General features: G+C 43.2%; 15 protein-coding genes. 10 read left to right on the forward strand and 5 right to left on the reverse strand.

The features are described 5' to 3' along the window. Positions 1-89: 89 nt before the first annotated feature. The 4 genes from fimC to sfmF are packed head-to-tail and all read left to right on the forward strand — an operon-like array spanning position 90 to position 4,920. The gene (gene fimC / locus LVQ76_RS20870; protein WP_255666861.1) at positions 90-785 is read left to right on the forward strand and encodes a type 1 fimbria chaperone FimC; all 696 of its coding nucleotides are present in this window, start codon (positions 90-92) and stop codon (positions 783-785) included. 34 nt (positions 786-819) lie between these two features. Then, on the forward strand, positions 820-3,387 hold the full coding sequence (locus tag LVQ76_RS20875) for a fimbrial biogenesis usher protein (protein WP_232922380.1): 2,568 nt from the start codon (positions 820-822) through the stop codon (positions 3,385-3,387). A 17-nt stretch (positions 3,388-3,404) separates the two neighbouring features. Further along, a complete protein-coding gene (gene fimH, locus LVQ76_RS20880; protein ID WP_232865188.1) occupies positions 3,405-4,409 on the forward strand; it encodes a type 1 fimbria D-mannose specific adhesin FimH in 1,005 nt (334 codons plus the stop codon). Continuing rightward, a complete protein-coding gene (gene sfmF / locus LVQ76_RS20885; RefSeq protein WP_232865189.1) occupies positions 4,402-4,920 on the forward strand; it encodes a fimbria assembly protein in 519 nt (172 codons plus the stop codon). Before fimH ends, sfmF begins: the two co-directional genes overlap by 8 nt. 207 nt (positions 4,921-5,127) lie before the next feature. Here the strand turns inward: sfmF and fimZ are convergent, their stop codons facing one another. Next, positions 5,128-5,760, reverse strand: a complete 633-nt coding sequence (gene fimZ / locus LVQ76_RS20890; RefSeq protein ID WP_232922381.1) for a fimbria biosynthesis transcriptional regulator FimZ — start codon at positions 5,758-5,760, stop codon at positions 5,128-5,130. Between the two features lie 590 nt (positions 5,761-6,350). Next, on the reverse strand, positions 6,351-6,980 hold the full coding sequence (locus tag LVQ76_RS20895) for a helix-turn-helix transcriptional regulator (RefSeq protein WP_232904341.1): 630 nt from the start codon (positions 6,978-6,980) through the stop codon (positions 6,351-6,353). Positions 6,981-7,759: 779 nt separating this feature from the next. Between LVQ76_RS20895 and LVQ76_RS20900 the strand changes: the two genes are divergently transcribed. After that, complete coding sequence (locus LVQ76_RS20900) at positions 7,760-10,063, forward strand: Orn/Lys/Arg family decarboxylase (RefSeq protein ID WP_232865192.1); 2,304 nt, start codon at positions 7,760-7,762, stop codon at positions 10,061-10,063. A 34-nt stretch (positions 10,064-10,097) separates the two neighbouring features. Then, complete coding sequence (gene potE, locus LVQ76_RS20905; RefSeq protein ID WP_232922382.1) at positions 10,098-11,522, forward strand: putrescine-ornithine antiporter; 1,425 nt, start codon at positions 10,098-10,100, stop codon at positions 11,520-11,522. Between the two features lie 102 nt (positions 11,523-11,624). On the opposite strand, the gene LVQ76_RS20910 is transcribed toward potE, so the two are convergent. The 3 genes from LVQ76_RS20910 to LVQ76_RS20920 all read right to left on the reverse strand — a co-directional run bounded on the left by LVQ76_RS20910 (position 11,625) and on the right by LVQ76_RS20920 (position 16,767). After that, entirely contained in the window at positions 11,625-13,022 is a 1,398-nt protein-coding gene (locus LVQ76_RS20910) for a GGDEF domain-containing protein (RefSeq protein WP_232922383.1), read from the reverse strand. Positions 13,023-13,130: 108 nt separating this feature from the next. Beyond that, the gene (locus LVQ76_RS20915) at positions 13,131-15,392 is read right to left on the reverse strand and encodes an EAL domain-containing protein (protein ID WP_232922397.1); all 2,262 of its coding nucleotides are present in this window, start codon (positions 15,390-15,392) and stop codon (positions 13,131-13,133) included. 424 nt (positions 15,393-15,816) lie between these two features. Further along, a complete protein-coding gene (locus tag LVQ76_RS20920) occupies positions 15,817-16,767 on the reverse strand; it encodes a transporter substrate-binding domain-containing protein (protein WP_232904340.1) in 951 nt (316 codons plus the stop codon). A 797-nt stretch (positions 16,768-17,564) separates the two neighbouring features. On the opposite strand from LVQ76_RS20920, the gene LVQ76_RS20925 reads away from it, so the two are divergent. From LVQ76_RS20925 to LVQ76_RS20940, 4 genes are all read left to right on the forward strand, one after another. Continuing rightward, entirely contained in the window at positions 17,565-18,446 is an 882-nt protein-coding gene (locus LVQ76_RS20925; RefSeq protein WP_232922384.1) for a DUF6387 family protein, read from the forward strand. 194 nt (positions 18,447-18,640) lie between these two features. Beyond that, the gene (locus LVQ76_RS20930; RefSeq protein ID WP_232922385.1) at positions 18,641-18,883 is read left to right on the forward strand and encodes a helix-turn-helix transcriptional regulator; all 243 of its coding nucleotides are present in this window, start codon (positions 18,641-18,643) and stop codon (positions 18,881-18,883) included. Between the two features lie 29 nt (positions 18,884-18,912). Continuing rightward, entirely contained in the window at positions 18,913-19,209 is a 297-nt protein-coding gene (locus LVQ76_RS20935; protein ID WP_232922386.1) for a hypothetical protein, read from the forward strand. Positions 19,210-19,288: 79 nt separating this feature from the next. Next, a complete protein-coding gene (locus tag LVQ76_RS20940; protein WP_232922387.1) occupies positions 19,289-19,579 on the forward strand; it encodes a hypothetical protein in 291 nt (96 codons plus the stop codon). The last annotated feature ends 63 nt before the right edge of the window (positions 19,580-19,642 follow it).

Below are 19,642 nucleotides of genomic sequence, written 5' to 3' on the forward strand. Positions count from 1 at the left end.
CAGAAATGAGGCTTCTTTCATTGATGAACAGAAATTCATTATTCCTGAGTTAAGTATTTTAATAATAGTAATAATGATGGTGCCGTGTGATGACGACTTTATTTAAACAAGGCTCGGCCATAATGTTGTGCCTGTTAATGCTGTGCTTCAATGCACAAGCTGCCGGGGGCGTTGCGCTGGGTGCGACACGGGTTATTTATCCTGCCGAGGCAAAACAAACTTCGCTCTCAATTAATAATAGCGATAGCAAAGAACGCTTTCTGGTGAACTCGTGGATTGAAAATAGTGCAGGTGCCAGAGATAAAAGCTTTATTGTCACGCCTCCGCTTTTTGTTAGTGAGCCATCGAGCGAAAACACACTGCGTATTATTTACGCCGGGCCACCGTTGCCAACAGACCGCGAAACTATTTTCTGGATGAACGTGAAAGCGATTCCCTCGGTCGATAAAAATAATCTCGACGGCAGCAACGTACTGCAACTGGCGATTTTGTCGCGCATCAAGCTGTTTGTGCGTCCTCAAAACTTGAAAATGCAGCCAGAAGAGGCGCTAAAACAACTGCGCTTTAGCCGCAGCGGCGGGCAACTGAGCGTTCACAATCCTTCACCGTATTACGTCAGCACCGTCAATCTGAAAGTCGGCAACGAAAAACTCGCCAATACCATGGTCGCGCCAAAGAGCGTGTCGCAAGTGGCGGTTTCGCCTGTGCTGAAAGGTGCTATCTCCTTCCAGACGGTGAACGACTACGGCGCGGTGACGCCTGTGCAAGCGGGCGTAATGCTGTGATGCAGGTAATCTGCGTAACAAGGATATCTGGCAGATGATCAACAAGTCAGTCACCCCGCTTGCAGCGATGATAGTAACCGCACTGTGGCCGGTAATCAGCTCCGGGGAAAGCTACTTTAACCCTGGGTTTTTGTCGGCAGAAGATGCCGCCGTGGCAGATTTATCGCGTTTTGAAAAAGGTAGCCATCAGGCACCGGATGTCTATCGCGTGGACATCTGGCGTAACGATGAATTTATCTCGACCCAGGATCTCCGTTTTATTGCCAGCGACGCCAGTGGCGGAAAAGCAGAATCGAGCGGCCTGGTACCATGTCTCGACACTGACTGGTTGAAGCGCCTGGGCCTGAACATGCTCGCTTATCCAGCGCTTGCGAAGTTTAAGTCCGGAGAATGTGTGCCGCTCGCGGTGCTGATCCCTGACTCTGAGACAAATTTCGATTTTGCCAAACTACGCCTGAATATCAGTTTGCCGCAGGCATCGCTGCTTAACAGTGCCCGGGGCTATATACCGCCGCAGGAGTGGGACGAAGGGATTCCGGCAGCGCTGCTCAACTACAGTTTTACCGGCAACCATGGCAGCGACGACGATAACTATTATTTAAGCCTGCAAAGTGGTGTGAACTACGGAGCCTGGCGGCTGCGTAACAGCGGTGCCTGGAACTACACTCGCGGTGATGGCTACCACGCTAACAGTTGGAACAACATCAGCACCTATGTGCAACGGACGATTATTCCACTCAAAAGCGAGCTGGTATTAGGCGATAGCAACACGGGTAGCGATGTGTTCGACAGTCTGGGATTTCGCGGGGCGCGGCTCTACTCGGCTGACAGTATGTACCCCGACAGCCTGCAAGGTTACGCGCCAACGGTACGTGGTATCGCGCGAACCCACGCTAAAATCACCATTCGCCAGAACAGTTTTGTGATCTACCAAAGCTACGTTTCACCGGGTGCATTTACTATCAGTGACCTCAATCCCACCTCTTCCAGCGGCGATCTGGAGGTCACTCTCGAAGAAAAAGACGGTACCCAGCAAAAATACACCGTGCCTTATTCCACCGTCCCGTTATTGCAACGGGAAGGGCGGCTGAAATTCGACCTGGTGGCCGGGGATTTCCGTAGCGGAAGCGACCAACAGGATACGCCATTCTTCACCCAGGCCACCCTGATTGCGGGTTTACCCTACGGTTTTACCGCCTATGGCGGCACTCAGCTTGCCGAAGACTACACCTCAGTGGCGCTGGGGGGCGGGAAAAATCTCGGGGAGTGGGGGGCACTTTCAATGGATATTACCCACGCCAGCAGCCGACTTGCAGATGACAGCAAACATCAGGGCCAGTCGCTACGATTCCTGTACGCCAAATCCCTCAGCGGTTACGGCACTAACTTCCAGTTGTTGGGATATCGCTATTCCACGCGTGGTTTTTATACGCTTGATGAGGTGGCATACAAAAATATCGAAGGCTACGAATATGCCGACGAAGCGGATGGTGGACGCAAAGATGAGCCGGTTGTGCAGAGCTACCACAACTTGCGTTACAGCAAGCGCGGGCGATTTCAAATCAACGTTTCTCAATCGCTCGGTGATTACGGGTCGCTCTATGTTTCAGGCAGCCAGCAAACTTACTGGGAAACCAGCCAGAATAACACCTGGTATCAGGCCGGGTATGCCAGCGGCTGGCGCGGGATCAGCTACTCACTTTCGATGTCGTGGAGCAAATCCGTCGGGATCGCCGATAGCGATCGCATTATGGCCTTTAACCTTTCGGTGCCATTTAGCACCTTGCTGGGACATGGCTATTCGCGCACCAGCACCATCGATCGCGCTTACGCCACTTTTGCTGCCAGTAACAACGCAGATGGCGATGCCACTGTGCAAACAGGTATCGGCGGAACATTACTTGAAGATCGAAACCTCAATTACAGCGTCACTCAAGGCCACAGCGACACTAACGGTTACAGCGGAAGTGCCTCGGCTAACTGGCAGGCTACCTACGGCACATTGGGGCTGGGCTACAACTACGACCGCGACCAACACGACTACAACTGGCAGGCTTCTGGCGGCGTGGTGGGTCACGCCGATGGCATCACGTTTAGCCAGCCGCTTGGTGACACCAACGTATTAATAAAAGCACAGGGAGCCAGCGGGGTTGGTGTCGAAAACCAGCCCGGGGTGAAAACCGACTGGCGCGGATATGCGGTGATGCCTTACGCCACGGTATATCGCCACAACCGTATCGCTCTCGATACCAACACCATGGATAACCACACCGACATTGAAAACAACGTCAGCAGCGTGGTGCCTACGGATGGCGCATTGGTGCGTGCGGAATTTAAGGCGCGCGTGGGCGTGCGGGCAATCATCACCGTAACCCGTAGTGGGCGAGCAGTACCGTTCGGCTCGGTGGTGCGCGAAGAAATCACGGGCATCACCAGTATGGTCGGCGATGACGGGCAAATTTACCTCAGCGGCTTGCCACTCCAGGGAAAACTACTGATTCAGTGGGGCGAGGGCAAAGGGTCACAGTGTTTCGCACCATTTACATTACCGCCTGAAAGCCTGAATCAGGCGATTGTCGTGGCGAATGCGACCTGTTCATAGGATTCAGGGATCTGTTTATGAAATTGATGACATCTTTAGCAGGGGCGGCGCTGTGGGTATATGCACTTCCGGCGTTTGCCACTGTCTGCCAAAACTCCAATGGCGTGCCAGCGGATATTTTTTACGATCTGTCCGACGTCTTCACCAGCGCAAACAATAACGTCGGGCAAATCATCACCCTCGCGGAAAAGTCGGGTTGGATCGGTGTCAATGCCACTTGTCCGCAAGGAACCACCGGCAACACCACGATGCGCAGTTACGTGAGTACCTTGCCGGTGCAAGAAGTGATCGGCGGTTACCAGTACATCAAGCTCAATGATTATCTCGAAGGGGCGATGAGTATCACGGACAGCTACGCCGGGCAATTTTACCCGCCGCGCAACTATATTCAGATGGGAACCCACGGCAATGTGTCCAAACAGCAGCCGTTTCCGGTTCAGGATTCGAAGCTGGTTTTTAAACTCAAAGTGACAAGGCGTTTTATCAATATGGTGCCGATTCCACGGCAGACCATGTTTACGGTATATGTCACGACGCGAAACACCGACCCACTCACCACTCCGGTTTATACCATTAGCTACAGCGGCAAAATTGAAGTGCCACAAAGCTGTGAAATCAACGCCGGCCAAATCGTTGAATTTGATTTTGGCGACATTGGTGCCGCGCTGTTTAGCCAGGCCGGGGCCGGGAATCGACCGCAAGGTGTGACGCCGCAAACTAAAACCATCGCTATTAAATGCACCAATGTGGCGGCGCAGGCCTATCTTTCTCTGCGGGTGGAGGCGGAGAAAGCGTCCGGTAATATGATGGTTTCAAATAATAACGATCTCGGGTTTATCGTCGCCGATAGCAGCGGAACGCCATTTATTCCTAACAATTTGGGCAGCAAAATCAATTTCCGTCTCGACGATGCAGCTGCGGCGCAAGTGGGGATTCGGGCCTGGCCGGTAAGCGTGACAGGGAACAAACCGTCGGAAGGGCCGTTTAGTGCGCGGGGCTATTTGCGGGTGGATTATGACTAAAATTGCAATGCTGCTGTGGTTGGCGGCAAGTCTGGCGAGTCATGCTCAGGCTGACACTTCGCTCGGGGCCATCAATATAGAACTTCGCGGCAACGTGGTGGATTTCAGTTGTTACGTCGAAATTGGGGATGACAATAAAACAGTGCAGCTTGGGCGTTGGCCGACCAAACAACTGCGCACCGCAGGCAGCACTACGCAAAGCATGCCTTTCACGTTGAAGCTGAACGGCTGCCCGCCGGGTGCAGCATCAATTACCTTTTCTGGGAAGCAAGCCACGGGTAACCCCGGTTTACTGGGGCTTAATAACACAAGCGGGGCGACAAATGTGGCCGTCGAGTTGCGCGATAAAGATAAAACCCGTCTGCCCCTTGAGCAGGCAAGCCAGGATGTGCCAGTCGATGCCAACGGAAATGCGGAATTAACCTTTTTTGCAAATTACATCGCGCTTGCCGATAACCCCCAAGCCGGGCAAGCCGACGCAGATGCCACGTTTATGATTAATTATTATTAGAAAGCCTATCTGGCATCATTAAATTAAATAAAAACCGGGCTCGAACCTAACGCCGTTAGTTTAAGAGTGAAATATCCGGGGCGACCACCGGGTTTGGCGTCCCTCCGGGAACCAAATTCCGGCGTTTCCCCTCATTCATTAGCTTAAATGAATGGTGTTAAGTAATAACCCGTTTTTTTTAATTTAAAATAGTAATGTGATGCGCAGTTATAATAGTTCTTTTACTCGGGCGTAATCGATAAGCTCGACAATCGATGAGACATGTAGCTTGGAAAATATATTAGATTTATGCGCGCTGATGGTTTTGTTACTCAGCAGAAGTTGTTCGGCAATTTCCTTATTGGATAAACCATTGGCAAGGTAGCGTAATACGGTTATCTCTCTGTTTGATAATGGCGTATCGTCAGTCACTCCGTTACGCGAACCCGGATTACTGATTAACTCCAGTGTTTCGGAGGGGAAAAACGAATACCCTGCAAGTAACATTTCCACTGCATGATAGATATCTTCCTGCTCCTTCCTTTTACTGACAAACCCATTTGCCCCGGCCTGAATAGCACGGCCCGCATAAAACCTCTCAGACTTGGAAGATAAGAACAGTATACGAGTATTAGCTTGTATGCTCTTGATTCTTTTTAATAAAGTGAAGCCATCAATGGACGGCAGTTCAATGTCGAGAATCACTAAATCGACAGAGTGGGAGCGCATATAGTTGACCACCTCCCGGCTGTCGTCGGTTTTCATCACCACATCAATATTTTTATTTTTCTGTAGCAGTACCTCTATCGACATTCTGACAATAGGGTGTTCGTCCATAATAATTACGGATGCAGGTTTCATATTCTTGCCTCTAATTTTTGAGGAACATATCGCATTGACGTAAAGTCACTGGCGGCGAAAGTGAAAAGGTGTTTCACTATTTCGTATTTTATAATGTATGCAAGATGCTCCCTTGAACTTAAAAACTTCCTTCATAAGTACTATTTTCTAATGGCTGCGAGTGAAACAAAAAATCATTTCAATAAGAAAATCAATCTATTCAAATTAGATAAATGAATAGGATGATTATACAGCCATATTATTTAAGAAAAAGGACACTGTTATGCTCGGGGAATAATGCTGTGATCAAATTCTAATTAAATTGGTTAATTAATTGTTATTTGGCAGGTGCGTCTGTGTTAAGTGAAATATTTGGGAAAAAAGATTGTTTTGAACATGAAGAATAGTGAGAAGTCTCGAATGTTTCCTATTTGTTATCCGTAGCACAGAGTGATTACGTGGTTAATCGTCGGGAAGCGGCATAGTTTGCGGGAAACTGATTCTCCAGGAATAGTTGTAATTGTTAATAAACTGTTCTTATTTAACAAATCGCGAGCATTGAAAATAAGTCGTTTCCTGGCTTTCACTCGGAAGTCGGTTAGTTAGCGCAGCTATACTTTCCCAGATGACGCACAGGACAATTTATTAAGCAAATGTATCAGTGACTTGTTGTTCCCTGTTCCTATACGAGCGGCAACCCGCCCAAGGGTGTAAACCACAGAGTGGTAGGGTTTGTTTAATGACGCGGCAATAGCTTTCAGCGACTCTCCTTTTGCCACGGCCAGCAGAATATTCCATTCCCGCTTTGAAAGTGGGACTGAGCGTGACCCATCCTGAGCATTGGACCAATCTTGCCGGGCTCGCTTTTCAGTCAGCAGAATAAGCAGATCGGTAATTCTCAGGCGCCGTTCCACTACAGGGAAGATTGATGCTGCATCAATCAGGCGGGCGACTTCAATACAACGGCAGGCTGTCAGTTGCATCATATTCAGTCGTGGCCAGGTTTGTTGCCATTGTCTGATCATATTTAGCACATCAATTGCTGGCTCGCTTACGCCATCCAGATCGATGAACACTCGCGGTTGTGGGGTTTGTTGAAGCATCACTTCAGCCTCCTCGAGGTTTGCGCAGACATGAGTTCGCTGGAACTTAAAAAAGTGCTCAGTCAGTGCCAGCGACAAGTAGTAGTCACTGGTCACGAGGATGATATCGAGTGGTTCCGGCAACTGCTTTGTATACATTTGTTGTTGTAGAGACTCAATGCGGTCAAAGACAATCGGGGCCAACCGGCTATGAAAATGGGGCAGATCGCCATTTTTGATGCGTCGAAATCTACGTTTGCGCGCGGCTATGTACAAATCTTCAGTAACCCGCAGCGCAAAGAAAAGGTTTGTGAATCGCGATTCGGGCGTGAGTCAGTGGTGCATCAATCATCATTTCCATATTTTTTCATCAACAGCACCTGTCAGTGCTGAAATAGACTCTTTGTCAATACCGCTGATAATCGTAAGTTAATTTTATATAGCTTACGATTATATCGTTGCAATAAATCCTGACATGAAAAAATCAGGTTAGATATTAGAATTGACTTAAGTAAATATAAGGGGTTTCTTAAAATAATAACCAAGGGGCGGGAGGTTTATATTTATATCAAGATGGCTACCGCCTGGATGTAAATGTCTATAATAATGACGGTGAAAAATTTTGGTTAGGGTTCATGTTTTCGCAAGGCAGGTAATCCTGCCATTGATTGCGGCCATTATTTTTTAGTTACTCACAACTAAAAAAGATAATAATTTGTATGCAATGAAATAAAGTGTGGTTCTTAGAGTTGTTCGAGCACATTTGAAATAAACACCTTTATTAGATTTAATCCTTAGAGCGCCGCTCAAATGAATTATTTTTAGGAACTTAACCGTATTGACTATGTGGTTTACTGAGGAATAGCATCGAGATGCCCTACCTTAACTAAATTTTTATGACGCAACTACTGATTATAAATAAAATAATGGAGAATCAAGTGAACATTACCAGTGAAAGATTGGTTGGTTTTAATGTTTTGATGATACATGCAGAACAGCCGCAATTTTCTGCTATGAACCGAGCTGTTGGAGATATAGTTACCGATTTAAAGCAAAGAGGAATTAACGTTACTTACTCCGCTAATGCCGAAGATGCGTGCTCAATTGTGCATTCTGACACCACTATTCAATGCATAGTATTAAGTTGGAAGATGCAGGATAACGATGAATATAATCAGGAAGCTCGACAAATAATTAATATTGCTAGAGCACGAAATGTTCACATTCCCATTTTTTTGATGATTGAAAGGAGTAGCGAATCCCACTTGACGGCCGATGTCATGCGTCAAACAGATGAGTTAATCTGGCTTCTAGAAGATACAGCATTCTTTATTTCCGGAAGAATTTATGCAGCCATGTTACGTTATCGCGAAAATATCACCCCTCCTTTAACCAAAGCAGTGATAAATTTTGCCAACAAATTTGAATATTCCTGGCATACTCCCGGTCATACTGGCGGTACTGCTTTTCTCAAATCACCCGTTGGTCGTATTTTTCATGACTATTTTGGCGAGAACTTATTGCGCTCCGATCTTTCTATTTCAGTTGGCGAACTGGGTTCGTTACTCGATCACTCCGGGCCTATTGGCGAGAGCGAGAAGTTTTGCGCCAAAGTATTCGGTGCTGACCGCGCATATACCGTGACGAATGGTTCGTCTATGTCTAACCGTGTGATTATGATGTCTTCCGTTGCACGTAATGATTACGCGCTGTGCGACCGTAATGCGCATAAATCAACAGAACAAGCGCTGACCATGACGGGAGTTATACCAACATATTTACTGCCATCGCGTAATAATCTCGGCATTATTGGCCCTGTGTATGCCAGAAATTTACACCATGAATCAATCAGTGCAGCGATTAAGGCTAATCCGCTTGCCAAAGATAAATCACAGAAAGCCGTACATGCCATTATTACTAATTCAACTTACGATGGCTTAATTTATCACGTGCCTACCGTTATCGATTTGCTGGACGCCAGCGTCGATCGTATTCACTTTGACGAAGCCTGGTATGGTTACGCAAGATTTAATCCAATATATCGCGAGCATTTTGGTATGTATGGGGAACCTGAGGATTATCCAAAAGATAAACCTACAATATTTACCACGACTTCAACTCACAAACTGTTAGCCGCACTTTCGCAAGCCTCGTTAATTGGTATTCGCGACGGACGTAATACCGTGCCACATGAGCGTTTTAACGAATCTTATATGATGCATGCTTCAACTTCGCCACTTTATCCTATTATCGTCTCCAATGAAGTTTCGGCGGAGATGATGAGTGGTGTTGGCGGGCAAGCATTGACCACGGAATCGATTACCGAGGCGGTAAGTTTCAGAAAGGCAGTCCGTAAAATTAAGCGCCAGGTGAATAAAGAGAATGACTGGTTCTTCTCAACCTGGAACGCGGATTATGTGACGGATCCTTCCACCAATGAAAGAATTGCTTTCGAAGATGCACCGGATGAACTGCTAATTACCGATCCAGCCTGCTGGAAGCTGAGTTCTGGGGATAGCTGGCATGGCTTTAAAGAAATAGAAAACAACTATTGCATGCTCGACCCTATCAAAGTTTCCGTTGTTACACCCGGTGTTGCAAGCGATGGTTCGCTCGAAGATTTTGGTATTCCGGCTACTCTTCTAACGGCATTTTTAAGCCAGCGAGGCATTCAGGTAGAGAAAACCACCGATTTTACCGTGCTCTTTTTATTCTCACTTGGCGTGACGAGAGGTAAATACGGAACGCTGGTGAATGCGCTGCTGCGATTTAAAGAAGCTTACGATAATAATTTGCCGGTCAGCGAAGTGCTGTATGAACACAAAAGCGACGTCCCGCCATGTTATGAAACTATGGGGCTGAAAACGCTCTCCGACACCATGTTCGCCTTTATGAAGGCGAATCAAACTCTTGCTATTCAGGCTCAGGCGTTTTCAACGATTCCACAACCGCACATGACGCCAGCGGATGCTTACGTCAAGCTGGTTCATAACGAAATTGATAGGGTCAAAGTGGATGATTTGCAGGGACGTGTATTAGCCACAGGGGTTGTTCCTTATCCACCGGGCATCCCAATGATCATGCCTGGCGAATGCGCAGGTGCGAAAGACAGCCCGCATATTCGTTATTTACAAGTATTGCAGGCATGGGACAGGGCGTTCCCAGGTTTTTCACATGACACACACGGTGTCGAAAGTATCGATGGACATTATTACGTTCAGTGCCTAAAGCATAGCTCGTAAAACAACAGGGCTTGTCTTAATAAGGGAATATGATATGAGTGTGAAAAAAATGAGCGTTACGCAGTTAACGATGTTAACTGCCGTAAATATGCTGGGTTCAGGAATTATTCTATTGCCAGCAAAATTAGCGCAGGTTGGCGGGATATCTATCCTTTCCTGGATTATTACCGCCACGGGCTCGGTCGCTTTAGCATGGGCATTTGCCTGCTGTAGTACCATAAGTAATAAACCCGGTGGCATGGGGGGCTATGCGGAGTATGCTTTTGGCAAAGCGGGTAATTATATTGCTAACTATACCTATGGTGTTGCAATTGTCATCGGCAACGTAGCCATCGCGATAACAGCTGTTGGTTATATTATCGGCTTGTTTAATATTAACCCTAATCCTTTACAGATAGGGTTGATGACGATTGGGCTACTTTGGTTTACCACTATTGCTAACTTTGGCGGAGCAAGTATTACCGGTAAATTAGGCAGTATAACCGTATGGGGTGTTATCGCACCGGTAGTAGTTATTTCCACCGTAGGTTGGTTCTGGTTCGAACCGAAAATATATATGGCTGGCTGGAATCCACACCATAAAACTATGCTCGAAGCCGCAGGTTCATCGATAGCGATTACGCTTTGGGCATTTTTAGGCCTCGAATCAGCCTGCGCAAACTGCGATGCGGTAGAAAACCCGCAAAAAAATGTTCCCATTGCCGTGCTCTTTGGCACGATAGGATCAGCAATTATCTACATCGTTTCCACCAACGTTATTGCCGGTATTATCCCTAATATGGACTTGGCAAATTCGAATGCGCCTTTTGGCCTGGCATTTGCGAAGATGTTTACCCCGGAGATCGGGAATATCGTTACGGGTTTAATGATTCTTGCCTGTATTGGTTCGCTATTGGGATGGCAGTTCACCACCGCGCAGGTTTTTAAAAGCTCGGCGGACGTTGGATACTTTATGAAGATTTTTTCTAAAAGCACCAAAGCGGGAACACCTATCGTCGGTATGATGGTATTACTTTTGGTTCAAACGCTTTTGAGCTGGCTGTCCATACCCGTCAGCCACGACGGAACGCGACTGGGTTGGCTAACGCAAACCAGTTTCAGTAATACGGGCGTTTCGGATCAGTTCTCGGCGATTGTCGATCTGTCAGTAGTGACTAACCTCATCCCGTATATCCTCTCGATGGCGGCTCTGGTCACCATACAGGAAATAGCTCATACCCCACGGCGTAAGGCAATGATTAACAACGCTATTGCGTTGGTTGGCGCGGCGTATAGCTATTTTGCGCTGGTTAACTCAGGCGATCAGGCACTCATGTATGGTGGGGTTGCTACCATCCTGGGCTTCACGTTCTACGGCGTGGTTAGTGCACGTTTTGTGAAAGATGAACAGAGATTACATCCAGACCATGTCATCTCCGGAGCAGAAGAGGTCCCAGCCGTGCCATTCGATCAAAAATAGAGTTAAAACAGATCGTGTAAGGGAAGTGTGAATCGTGTGAAAGGAAGGCGTGCCGTGCTTGCTTTCACCGATCTACTTCGTTTTCTGCCAGCCACATCCCCTTCAGTTAAGCGACGGCGTAAAGTTTGAGTCTTCATTAATATGCTCAACATGTTGATATTTGCACCATTGATTGCGGCCATTATTTTTTGCTTGATACAAAGCCTGATCTGCATATTTAAACAAAGTCTCATATTTCTGCCCTTCAGACCACCTGACCATACCTGCGCTAATTGTTAGAGGGAACGGCTCATTATCAATAATAAGAGGGTTTCTGGACAGTTCATTAACAATGGTATTGGTTAATTCCTGGTGGTTTATCTCCGGAGTATTAGCAAGCAACAGGGCAAACTCTTCACCGCCTACGCGTCCAAATAATTGACTATCGGGGATAAACTGTTTTAAACGTTGGCAAAAGGCAACGAGAACCTTATCTCCCTTTTGATGCCCCCATACGTCATTTATTTTCTTGAAAAAATCAATATCAATTAAAACCATTGAACAGATATCTCCTTTCTTCAATGACGACGTAATGGCCTCCGCTGCTTTAGTAAATGCCCGGCGATTGAGAATACCGGTCAAGTCATCGTGATTAGCAAGTTGAGATAACTTAGAAAAGAGTTTATCTCGTTCAGAAATTGCAACCGCAATCGTAAGTGCGCAAAGCGCCAGTACTGCAACAATCGTCCTGACAGCAGAGATGTAGATATTCTCAGAAAAATGTAGATAACCATGCGTAGAGTGAATGATCCACATAAAAAAGAATGCACCATTCATACTGATACCAAAGGTTGTTAGAAATAGATTGCCTGAAAGCGCTAGCCATATGATGGTTGGAATAATCAGTATTGACGCCATCAGGAAATATATTTTGTCTGTTATAAAAATAAAGGAAAACAATAATAGAATAGACGGAATAATATGTAGAAACGCATTTAGAAAATCATTCTCGAAAGATTTGAGTATTTTCGGAGCTGCCAAAATGACTGGTAAAAACACTATAAAATCAAGCGACTCGTTTAAGTACCAATAAAATGCTGTTTGAAAAAATGCATTACCATACAGAGCAAATAATGCCCCTGAGCCTACTAACGAACCTATAATAAGAGAGGGTTGGCAGAGTAATAACCATTGCGGAACGCTATGTAAGCTACCAAGCCATTCATCTTCGTCGGTACGCGTAGCGAAGCGATGTAAAGTGATATAACCTATTGAAATTGTGATGATATTGGCAATGGTCATCAGTAAAACCTGGTTGAGGCGTGTACCGATTAATAAATCTGGCAACACCATCCCAGCGCAACAAATTAAATAATGACGCCAGTTAACATGTTGGTAAAAGCGTAATAACACACCAATGGTTATAGCATTGGTCAACCAAACTAAAGAAAATGGTCCATTAACTCTTTCAATAATACCTATGACAGTTGTCAGTGTAGTGATTATAAATAAGATTATCATTGGATAGCATTTATAGAAAAAGTTCTTCAGCGTAAGTATCATTCCAGGTGACTTCCCAATCTAACTATCAACACAATAGAGCAATATATGAATTAGAGTGTTTATTAATTACGACCATAGAGACTCAATTGGGACAGGTTTCCCGGTATGATATCCCTGTAACCACTCAACTCCCATCGATATTAGCATTTGTTTTATTTCTTCACTTTCAACAAACTCTGCGACAACTTCCAGACTTTTAAATTTAGCTGCTTCACAAAATGACATCACTATTAGCCGGTCAAACTTATCGTTCACAACATTACGTATGAATGAACCATCTATTTTAAGTATGTCGACATCTAATGTCTTGAGGCGAGAGTAACTGGATGCTCCTGTACCAAAATCATCAATCGCAATTTGACATCCAAGTTTGCGTAGTTCCTGCAGGACACTGGATGCATTAATATTATCAATAATATCTGACTCGATAATTTCAAAGATGATCCGTTCAGGGCGTATTAAGTAGTTCTTTAAAAGAACATTCAGTCTATCCAGAAAATCTTTTCTACTAAGCGATTGAGGTGTCAAATTGATGGAAAAACGAGTATCAGATTTAGATTGATCCAGGGATTGCATAAACTGAAATGTTTGTTCAATTACAGTCAAATCCACTTGCGCAAGCAATCCTGCTTCCTCAGCCACCGGTAAAAAAGTATCCGGGAAGAATATTTTGTCGTTGATCGTCTTCATGCGAATAAGAACTTCATAATACTGGCTGCTGTTTTTAGTTGAAACTATTGGCTGAGCAACGAGCATAAATGATTTACGGTCTATCGATTTTTGCAGAAGATGGCGTATCGCTCCCGAACTGACGGTCTGATCGCTTGGGTGCAAGATATTAAGCGCTTCTGGTTTACCTTGCTTTAGCGATACATAAGCACGGGCATTAAGCTGCCCCACGACATAAGATAGATTATTGATACATTTTCCATACACCATGTATGCCATGCCAAAATTGAGACCCACCTCCATTTCAGCCCAGGAAAAACGAAAAGTTGACATTGCCTTATAGTAAGGGCGGATAATATCGTCATCTACCTTGTTAAGGCGCAAGATAAGCCCATATCCAGGGCTGTAAAACATTTTTTCATTATCCAGAAGTAATGGGCTTAAATAAGAAAAAACAGCTTTAACGAATTCGAAGCGAAACGTTATTCCATGAGATTGTGTTAGCGTATTTAATTCAGGGCATTGAATAATACATAACCCAGCGTGTGGGTAACGAATGATATCGTTTTTTAATGCAAGGAGATTAGGTAACCCAGTGTGTGGCTCTGATAAAGAAAGTCGCTTGAGACTTCTAATGTACTTTAGAATGCGTGTAGCCAATACACCAACGATAACAATTGTTAGTGAAAAGGTAAAAATCATCGAACAAGAAAGAGCCAGGTGGCTGACATAATGGTTAAATGTAAATTCATTATTTATTGATATGTAATTATCAATATAGTCGCTCAATAAAATGAGCATGACTACCCACAGGGGAGAGATTAGTGCATGGCCCAGGCAAATTGCACCCCAGAGCATAACTGGCAATAGCCAGACTATAGTGTAATCTGTAAATATTAAGGTGTCGCCGTGCAAATAAATCAGGCAATACATAATTCCAATCACCAATATTACCCAGATTAATTGGTAGATTGCACGCGGCCCTGATGTAATTAATGTTTTTAACTGGTTCAGATAACTAAAAAACCAGACTGGTTTGTAGCACGCCCGTAAAATGAGATAGCAGAAAGGGGTTCCTGTAATACAGGATGTTAACATCCATTGCACATTAATCAGCGTGGGAGTGTTTAAAACATTAATATCGGATATAAAATGAAACTTTAGTAATAACCACTGTTGAACCAATGTAAAAATAATGGTGTTAAAACATATCAACCAAATTATGCGCTGAGCGCTGAGACTACTGCGTCCGAAACTGACCGCCCCACGTTTACCGGTAGCAAGAAAATAGACTTTTGTGCTGACTAAAGCCGCTGCGAGTTGAGATGTTGTATCCAGGAACTGGGATAAAGGTTGTGTGTGAAAACTATATAGCGCAAATAGAGAGAGGACAGGGATGGCTTTTTTATTATACAAAATGAGTAGCGCGGAAATCACTGGCAACGTGAGATCATAGAGTCTGATAGTTGTACCAGAAATCTCAATGCTGTTACTCAGTTTGTCCGCAAATGAATACAATAGAATAAATGAAAGGCAGAGCACGATGTATTTTTTTAAGTTTTCAGGGCGTGCGAAATACATCAATGGAGAATGTTTCCATTGATTGAATGCTGTACTTTTTCTGATCCTTGAGTTTCTTTTAGCTAACTCAGTTTCCATGACCACAGGTGTGTCCATTTTTACAAAAAAACTTCTAAGCCCCATGGTACTTACTCACAATGGTTTACTTTTCGATTATAAACAGTCTAATGATAGCTATGATGTTTTTAATCTTATCCGTGATTCATTCAACAAACACTAAACCAATAAGTTGCTATTAATTTTCATATGGATTTAAGTGACTAGTCAAACGAAATGTATGATTAGCCAAAAACAAATGTTATTAACATGCTGCGAATGTTGTTTTATGATGCTCATATGTTTTTTTAAGGTTTAAAAATGAGGCGATATAATTTCATTGAGTAATAGTGTGAAGCATAAGTAAGGGAATTGAAAATACATCCAGAAATGGACATTTCTTTGCAGCAAAGTTAGGATTTTAATACATTCCTCAAGTCACCTGATGTCGCTGGCAAATAATTATTTATCGCCCCGTTCTTGAACAATCATCAAATTGTGTTAATGCTTTATCCATTTCTTTTGAATAAGGAGTTTGTAAGTTTAACTTTAAATAAGGAATTGGTTGGTTAAACCAGATATCATGAATCTTACCAAAATCAGGTGATTTTCTAATTTTACAAAGACTCTGATTTACCAGTGACTTAAATTCTTTGTCATCGTGCGGTAGTAATATGACAAAAAACTGTGGTTTCCCAACCCCTTTATCACTAATGGAAAATAAATCTTTATCGCCCTGAGCCTCAATGATTTCCTTTAATGAAATATCATTGATAAAGGCAGCCGATGTTTTGCCACTGCGCATCAGGTCAAAAGCTTTTTCCATGGTTGGAGTTTTTATTACGAATAAATTCAGGCCCATCTCACGATTGGTCTGGTTAAGTGCAAGTGCATCAACTGATCCCGATGTTACACTAACAGTGTGCCCCGCTAATTGATCAATAGATGATATCTTTTTGTTCTTTAACGTAGCGAATCGTGTATATGAATAAGTATAGGGGCTTGAATAGTCTGCAATCGATTTCCATTCATTAACGTTAGCATTCACTGAACAGATCATATCTACTTTTTTCTCACGCAATAATTCATCTCTTTCAGGCAGGTATTTATTCTCAATGTAATTAACTTTTAAGTCAGGTATGTTCAGATGTTTGCTGATATCGCTAACGATAACATTACATAAATCGATAACATAACCGACGACTTTGCCATCTGAAGTTGCATAAGAGAAAGGTGGTGCATCACGATAGGCGATGTTTATTTGATGCGTTTTTTTGATGTTATCGACAGTCTGTGATAGTTCGGCTTGAGCCATAGAAACAAACAAACCAGGAACAAGAAAACCACATGTAATTAACCGGTTGAATATTTTTGCAATATTGTTTTTGTTATGAGCTACTTTGTTTTCTATATTCATATAGGATGTTAATTTTATGTGATTTTATAAGGAAAGATCGACGGTAGATATTTGCTGTCAGTTATACACATAAAGCACACCATTGCCAATTTCATTATATCTAACAAGACGGATTTGGCGATTGAGGTAGTATGTTTTAAATACATTGCGATCATTTAATGGTCAAGTTATTTCAATGTATTAACAGTATTTTATGAAATTAAAAAATCCGTGCAAATAATTCAGACTAGTTGGTCAAAAATAATAAATGTTGAATTCGTAAACTCTAATCAATTAATTTTTTAGATTTATGTTAATAGATTTTGAGACGGTATTTTTATTAATAGTCAAATCCGGATAAAGATGATGCTGGAGAAAGTTGATCATCATTTCACAGGATACACTTAGATTAAGAGCTTGTTTGTCGAACACCCTGCTGGCATTATCCTGTGCAGGGATTAACGGGACGTTAATCGCAAGTAGTTGATTTTGATTTAAATGACTCGGGGTGCCCTTCTTCGTTGAAGGCTGAGAAATACCCGTACCACCTGATCTGGATAATGTAATTACATTATTTATCATTATGTTACGTGTATTTTTCCCTATCCACGTCCCTAGGTATACTCAATCTTAGGGAAGTGAGGCATAAGTACCACACCCTATCTCTCTGAAATATTCTGCAACAAAACACCAAAATCTGCGTTCAAAGTTCCCCATTCCTTGCCTATGAGATAGTGTTATCACCATAGCGTGGCATAAGATAACACGCAGATAAATCGGGTATAAAAAATCGGTCAGCATGGAAAAGGATAGCAAGCATGAAGTCAGGTGAGGTTATCAAAGCAGCAAAGCAATGGTTTAAGCTGAGTAACTATGATGTTTTACAGGAAATCACGCTTAATGACTTAAGTTATGAAATTAGTCGCCGAGCAGCATTACTCCGCTATGATTTTTTAAATGAACAGAGTCCACGCTATCAACGCTATCTAGAAGAAGAAGCGTTGATATTGGCTGGCACCCCACTGTTAGTGAGTTCAACCGAAACCATTCCTCCAACATTGAAAAAGAAGAATCCGCTGGTTGATGCCAAGCTGCATGTTCGGCATATGACCATCAATGACATTAGCCGCTATGAGGCAAAGCTACGAGATCTCAATTTACTTCAACGTAGAGATGTTTCACATGATGCCCCTTCAACTCCGTTATCAAGAGAACAGGGTAAACAGCGGTTAACCGATCTTGAAATGCTGAATTCTGACCATCCGCTGTATCTGTGGTTGAATATCAAATTGTTGACCGATGATGAAGTGGTCGAGCATGTCAAAAGAATGCTACCTCAATGGCGTAAGGAATATGGCATCAGTGAACCAGAAATAGGTTCGTTTCGTTTTGGGTTGAGCACTCTCAAAAAAGTTATCGCCTTCAGGACAATTCCTATGCTGGATCTGATGCTGTGGTCAAAGCGTCATGACGCAAAAATATCCTATGAGCAAATGTCGCGGCTTCTCTATCCGAACGACTCGGAAGTGATTAGAGGCGGTTCTCAAATTAAGGATACCGATAAGCCATTTGCTGAAAAAACGCTGACCCGCGAGTTTGATCGGTTGTTTAATCTCTATCTGAGTAAAAACGACTACATGATGGATGTCAGAGTCGCTGATGCCATGAAGATGAACGAAAAAGAAGAAGAGGAAACCTAACCCTTTTCTTTATCTCCGGGGCCTGCTGCCAAGTAGACCCCTTTATGTAAAACCAGCGACATTCACAGATTTTCATTTTCCCCGAAAACCATTCTATCCCATTTTCTCGAAAGAAGTTGTTTACCAACGTCTGCATCTTGTCATTGCCAATTTTCCTAGAATAGCTCCTGTCGAAACAAACACAGGAGAAGACAATGAAAAACGACCACGAACAAAACTCTATGAAAAATGAAGCAGCATCAAGAAGATTTATCCGCCTCCCCGAAGTATTGAAAAGGGTAGGGTTAAGTAGGGCAAGGATGTATGGGCTTATAGATGCAGGCCGCTTTCCAAAACAGGTAAGAATCGGATTACGATCCGTCGCATTCATCGAAAGTGAGATAGAAGAGTGGATGGATAAAGTTATCGCTGAATCACGCACTAAATCTCACCAATAATATTTTAATAACCAAAAGAGGAAATGAATATGAAACAGATAGAAAAATCATCCACAGATACTTTTATTGCTATATCTAAAAATATTTATATATTTGGCCTGAATGCATTTGATCAGCAAGAATATAAAATATTGATGGATGTAATACTTGATCAACATAAGACGGAAAAGTATATCTTACAGGTAAAAGACTTTCTTTCAAGCAAGTTTGATGCACAAATGAAAGCATTAGGGAGGGATGATAGGTTAGCCTATGTTGATATGAATAAAGTATTATATGCGATGAGAGGGATGCATATTAAAGCATTAATCAATAGCATTAAATAACATCTTATTATTCGCCCATGAATGGATATAATAAAAGGTAGAGTAAAATAAATAAGCATTTAACTATGAGGATACAAATATGTTTAAAGAAACCGTTATTGAAAATAAATCTACAGAACTGTTTTATGATCTCGCAGAAAGATCATTCGATGCAAGTTGGAAATATATTCAAGGAATATGTGATGGAGGAATATCTTATCTTATTGATGATGCGGATTTCATGAGCCCGTTTATAAGAGATGTGATATCGCACATCTATAAAAACTTTGATGTATTTACAAAACAAGAAGGAAACACTGGAAATCTCAATGAGGTGGATCTTGAAGAAATTGCTGAACGTCTTGTGAGACATTCTTGGGATTTGTATTAATAGATATAATGTGATTAAGCATATTCAAAATAAATATTGGTCTCGAAAGGGACCGCAAAAAAA

It is taken from the genome of Buttiauxella cochleicola (assembly GCF_021283185.1).
Classification (GTDB): Bacteria; Pseudomonadota; Gammaproteobacteria; order Enterobacterales; family Enterobacteriaceae; genus Buttiauxella; species Buttiauxella massiliensis.

Excerpts from the sequence above, each read along its gene's own strand:
- fimC (WP_255666861.1), top strand. The coding sequence starts at position 90 with ATGACGACTTTATTTAAACAAGGCTCGGCCATAATGTTGTGCCTGTTA.
- LVQ76_RS20875 (WP_232922380.1), top strand. The coding sequence starts at position 820 with ATGATCAACAAGTCAGTCACCCCGCTTGCAGCGATGATAGTAACCGCA.
- fimH (WP_232865188.1), top strand. The coding sequence starts at position 3,405 with ATGAAATTGATGACATCTTTAGCAGGGGCGGCGCTGTGGGTATATGCA.
- sfmF (WP_232865189.1), top strand. The coding sequence starts at position 4,402 with ATGACTAAAATTGCAATGCTGCTGTGGTTGGCGGCAAGTCTGGCGAGT.
- fimZ (WP_232922381.1), bottom strand. The coding sequence starts at position 5,760 with ATGAAACCTGCATCCGTAATTATTATGGACGAACACCCTATTGTCAGA.
- LVQ76_RS20895 (WP_232904341.1), bottom strand. The coding sequence starts at position 6,980 with ATGTATACAAAGCAGTTGCCGGAACCACTCGATATCATCCTCGTGACC.
- potE (WP_232922382.1), top strand. The coding sequence starts at position 10,098 with ATGAGTGTGAAAAAAATGAGCGTTACGCAGTTAACGATGTTAACTGCC.
- LVQ76_RS20910 (WP_232922383.1), bottom strand. The coding sequence starts at position 13,022 with ATGATAATCTTATTTATAATCACTACACTGACAACTGTCATAGGTATT.
- LVQ76_RS20915 (WP_232922397.1), bottom strand. The coding sequence starts at position 15,392 with ATGGAAACTGAGTTAGCTAAAAGAAACTCAAGGATCAGAAAAAGTACA.
- LVQ76_RS20920 (WP_232904340.1), bottom strand. The coding sequence starts at position 16,767 with ATGAATATAGAAAACAAAGTAGCTCATAACAAAAACAATATTGCAAAA.
- LVQ76_RS20925 (WP_232922384.1), top strand. The coding sequence starts at position 17,565 with ATGAAGTCAGGTGAGGTTATCAAAGCAGCAAAGCAATGGTTTAAGCTG.
- LVQ76_RS20930 (WP_232922385.1), top strand. The coding sequence starts at position 18,641 with ATGAAAAACGACCACGAACAAAACTCTATGAAAAATGAAGCAGCATCA.
- LVQ76_RS20935 (WP_232922386.1), top strand. The coding sequence starts at position 18,913 with ATGAAACAGATAGAAAAATCATCCACAGATACTTTTATTGCTATATCT.
- LVQ76_RS20940 (WP_232922387.1), top strand. The coding sequence starts at position 19,289 with ATGTTTAAAGAAACCGTTATTGAAAATAAATCTACAGAACTGTTTTAT.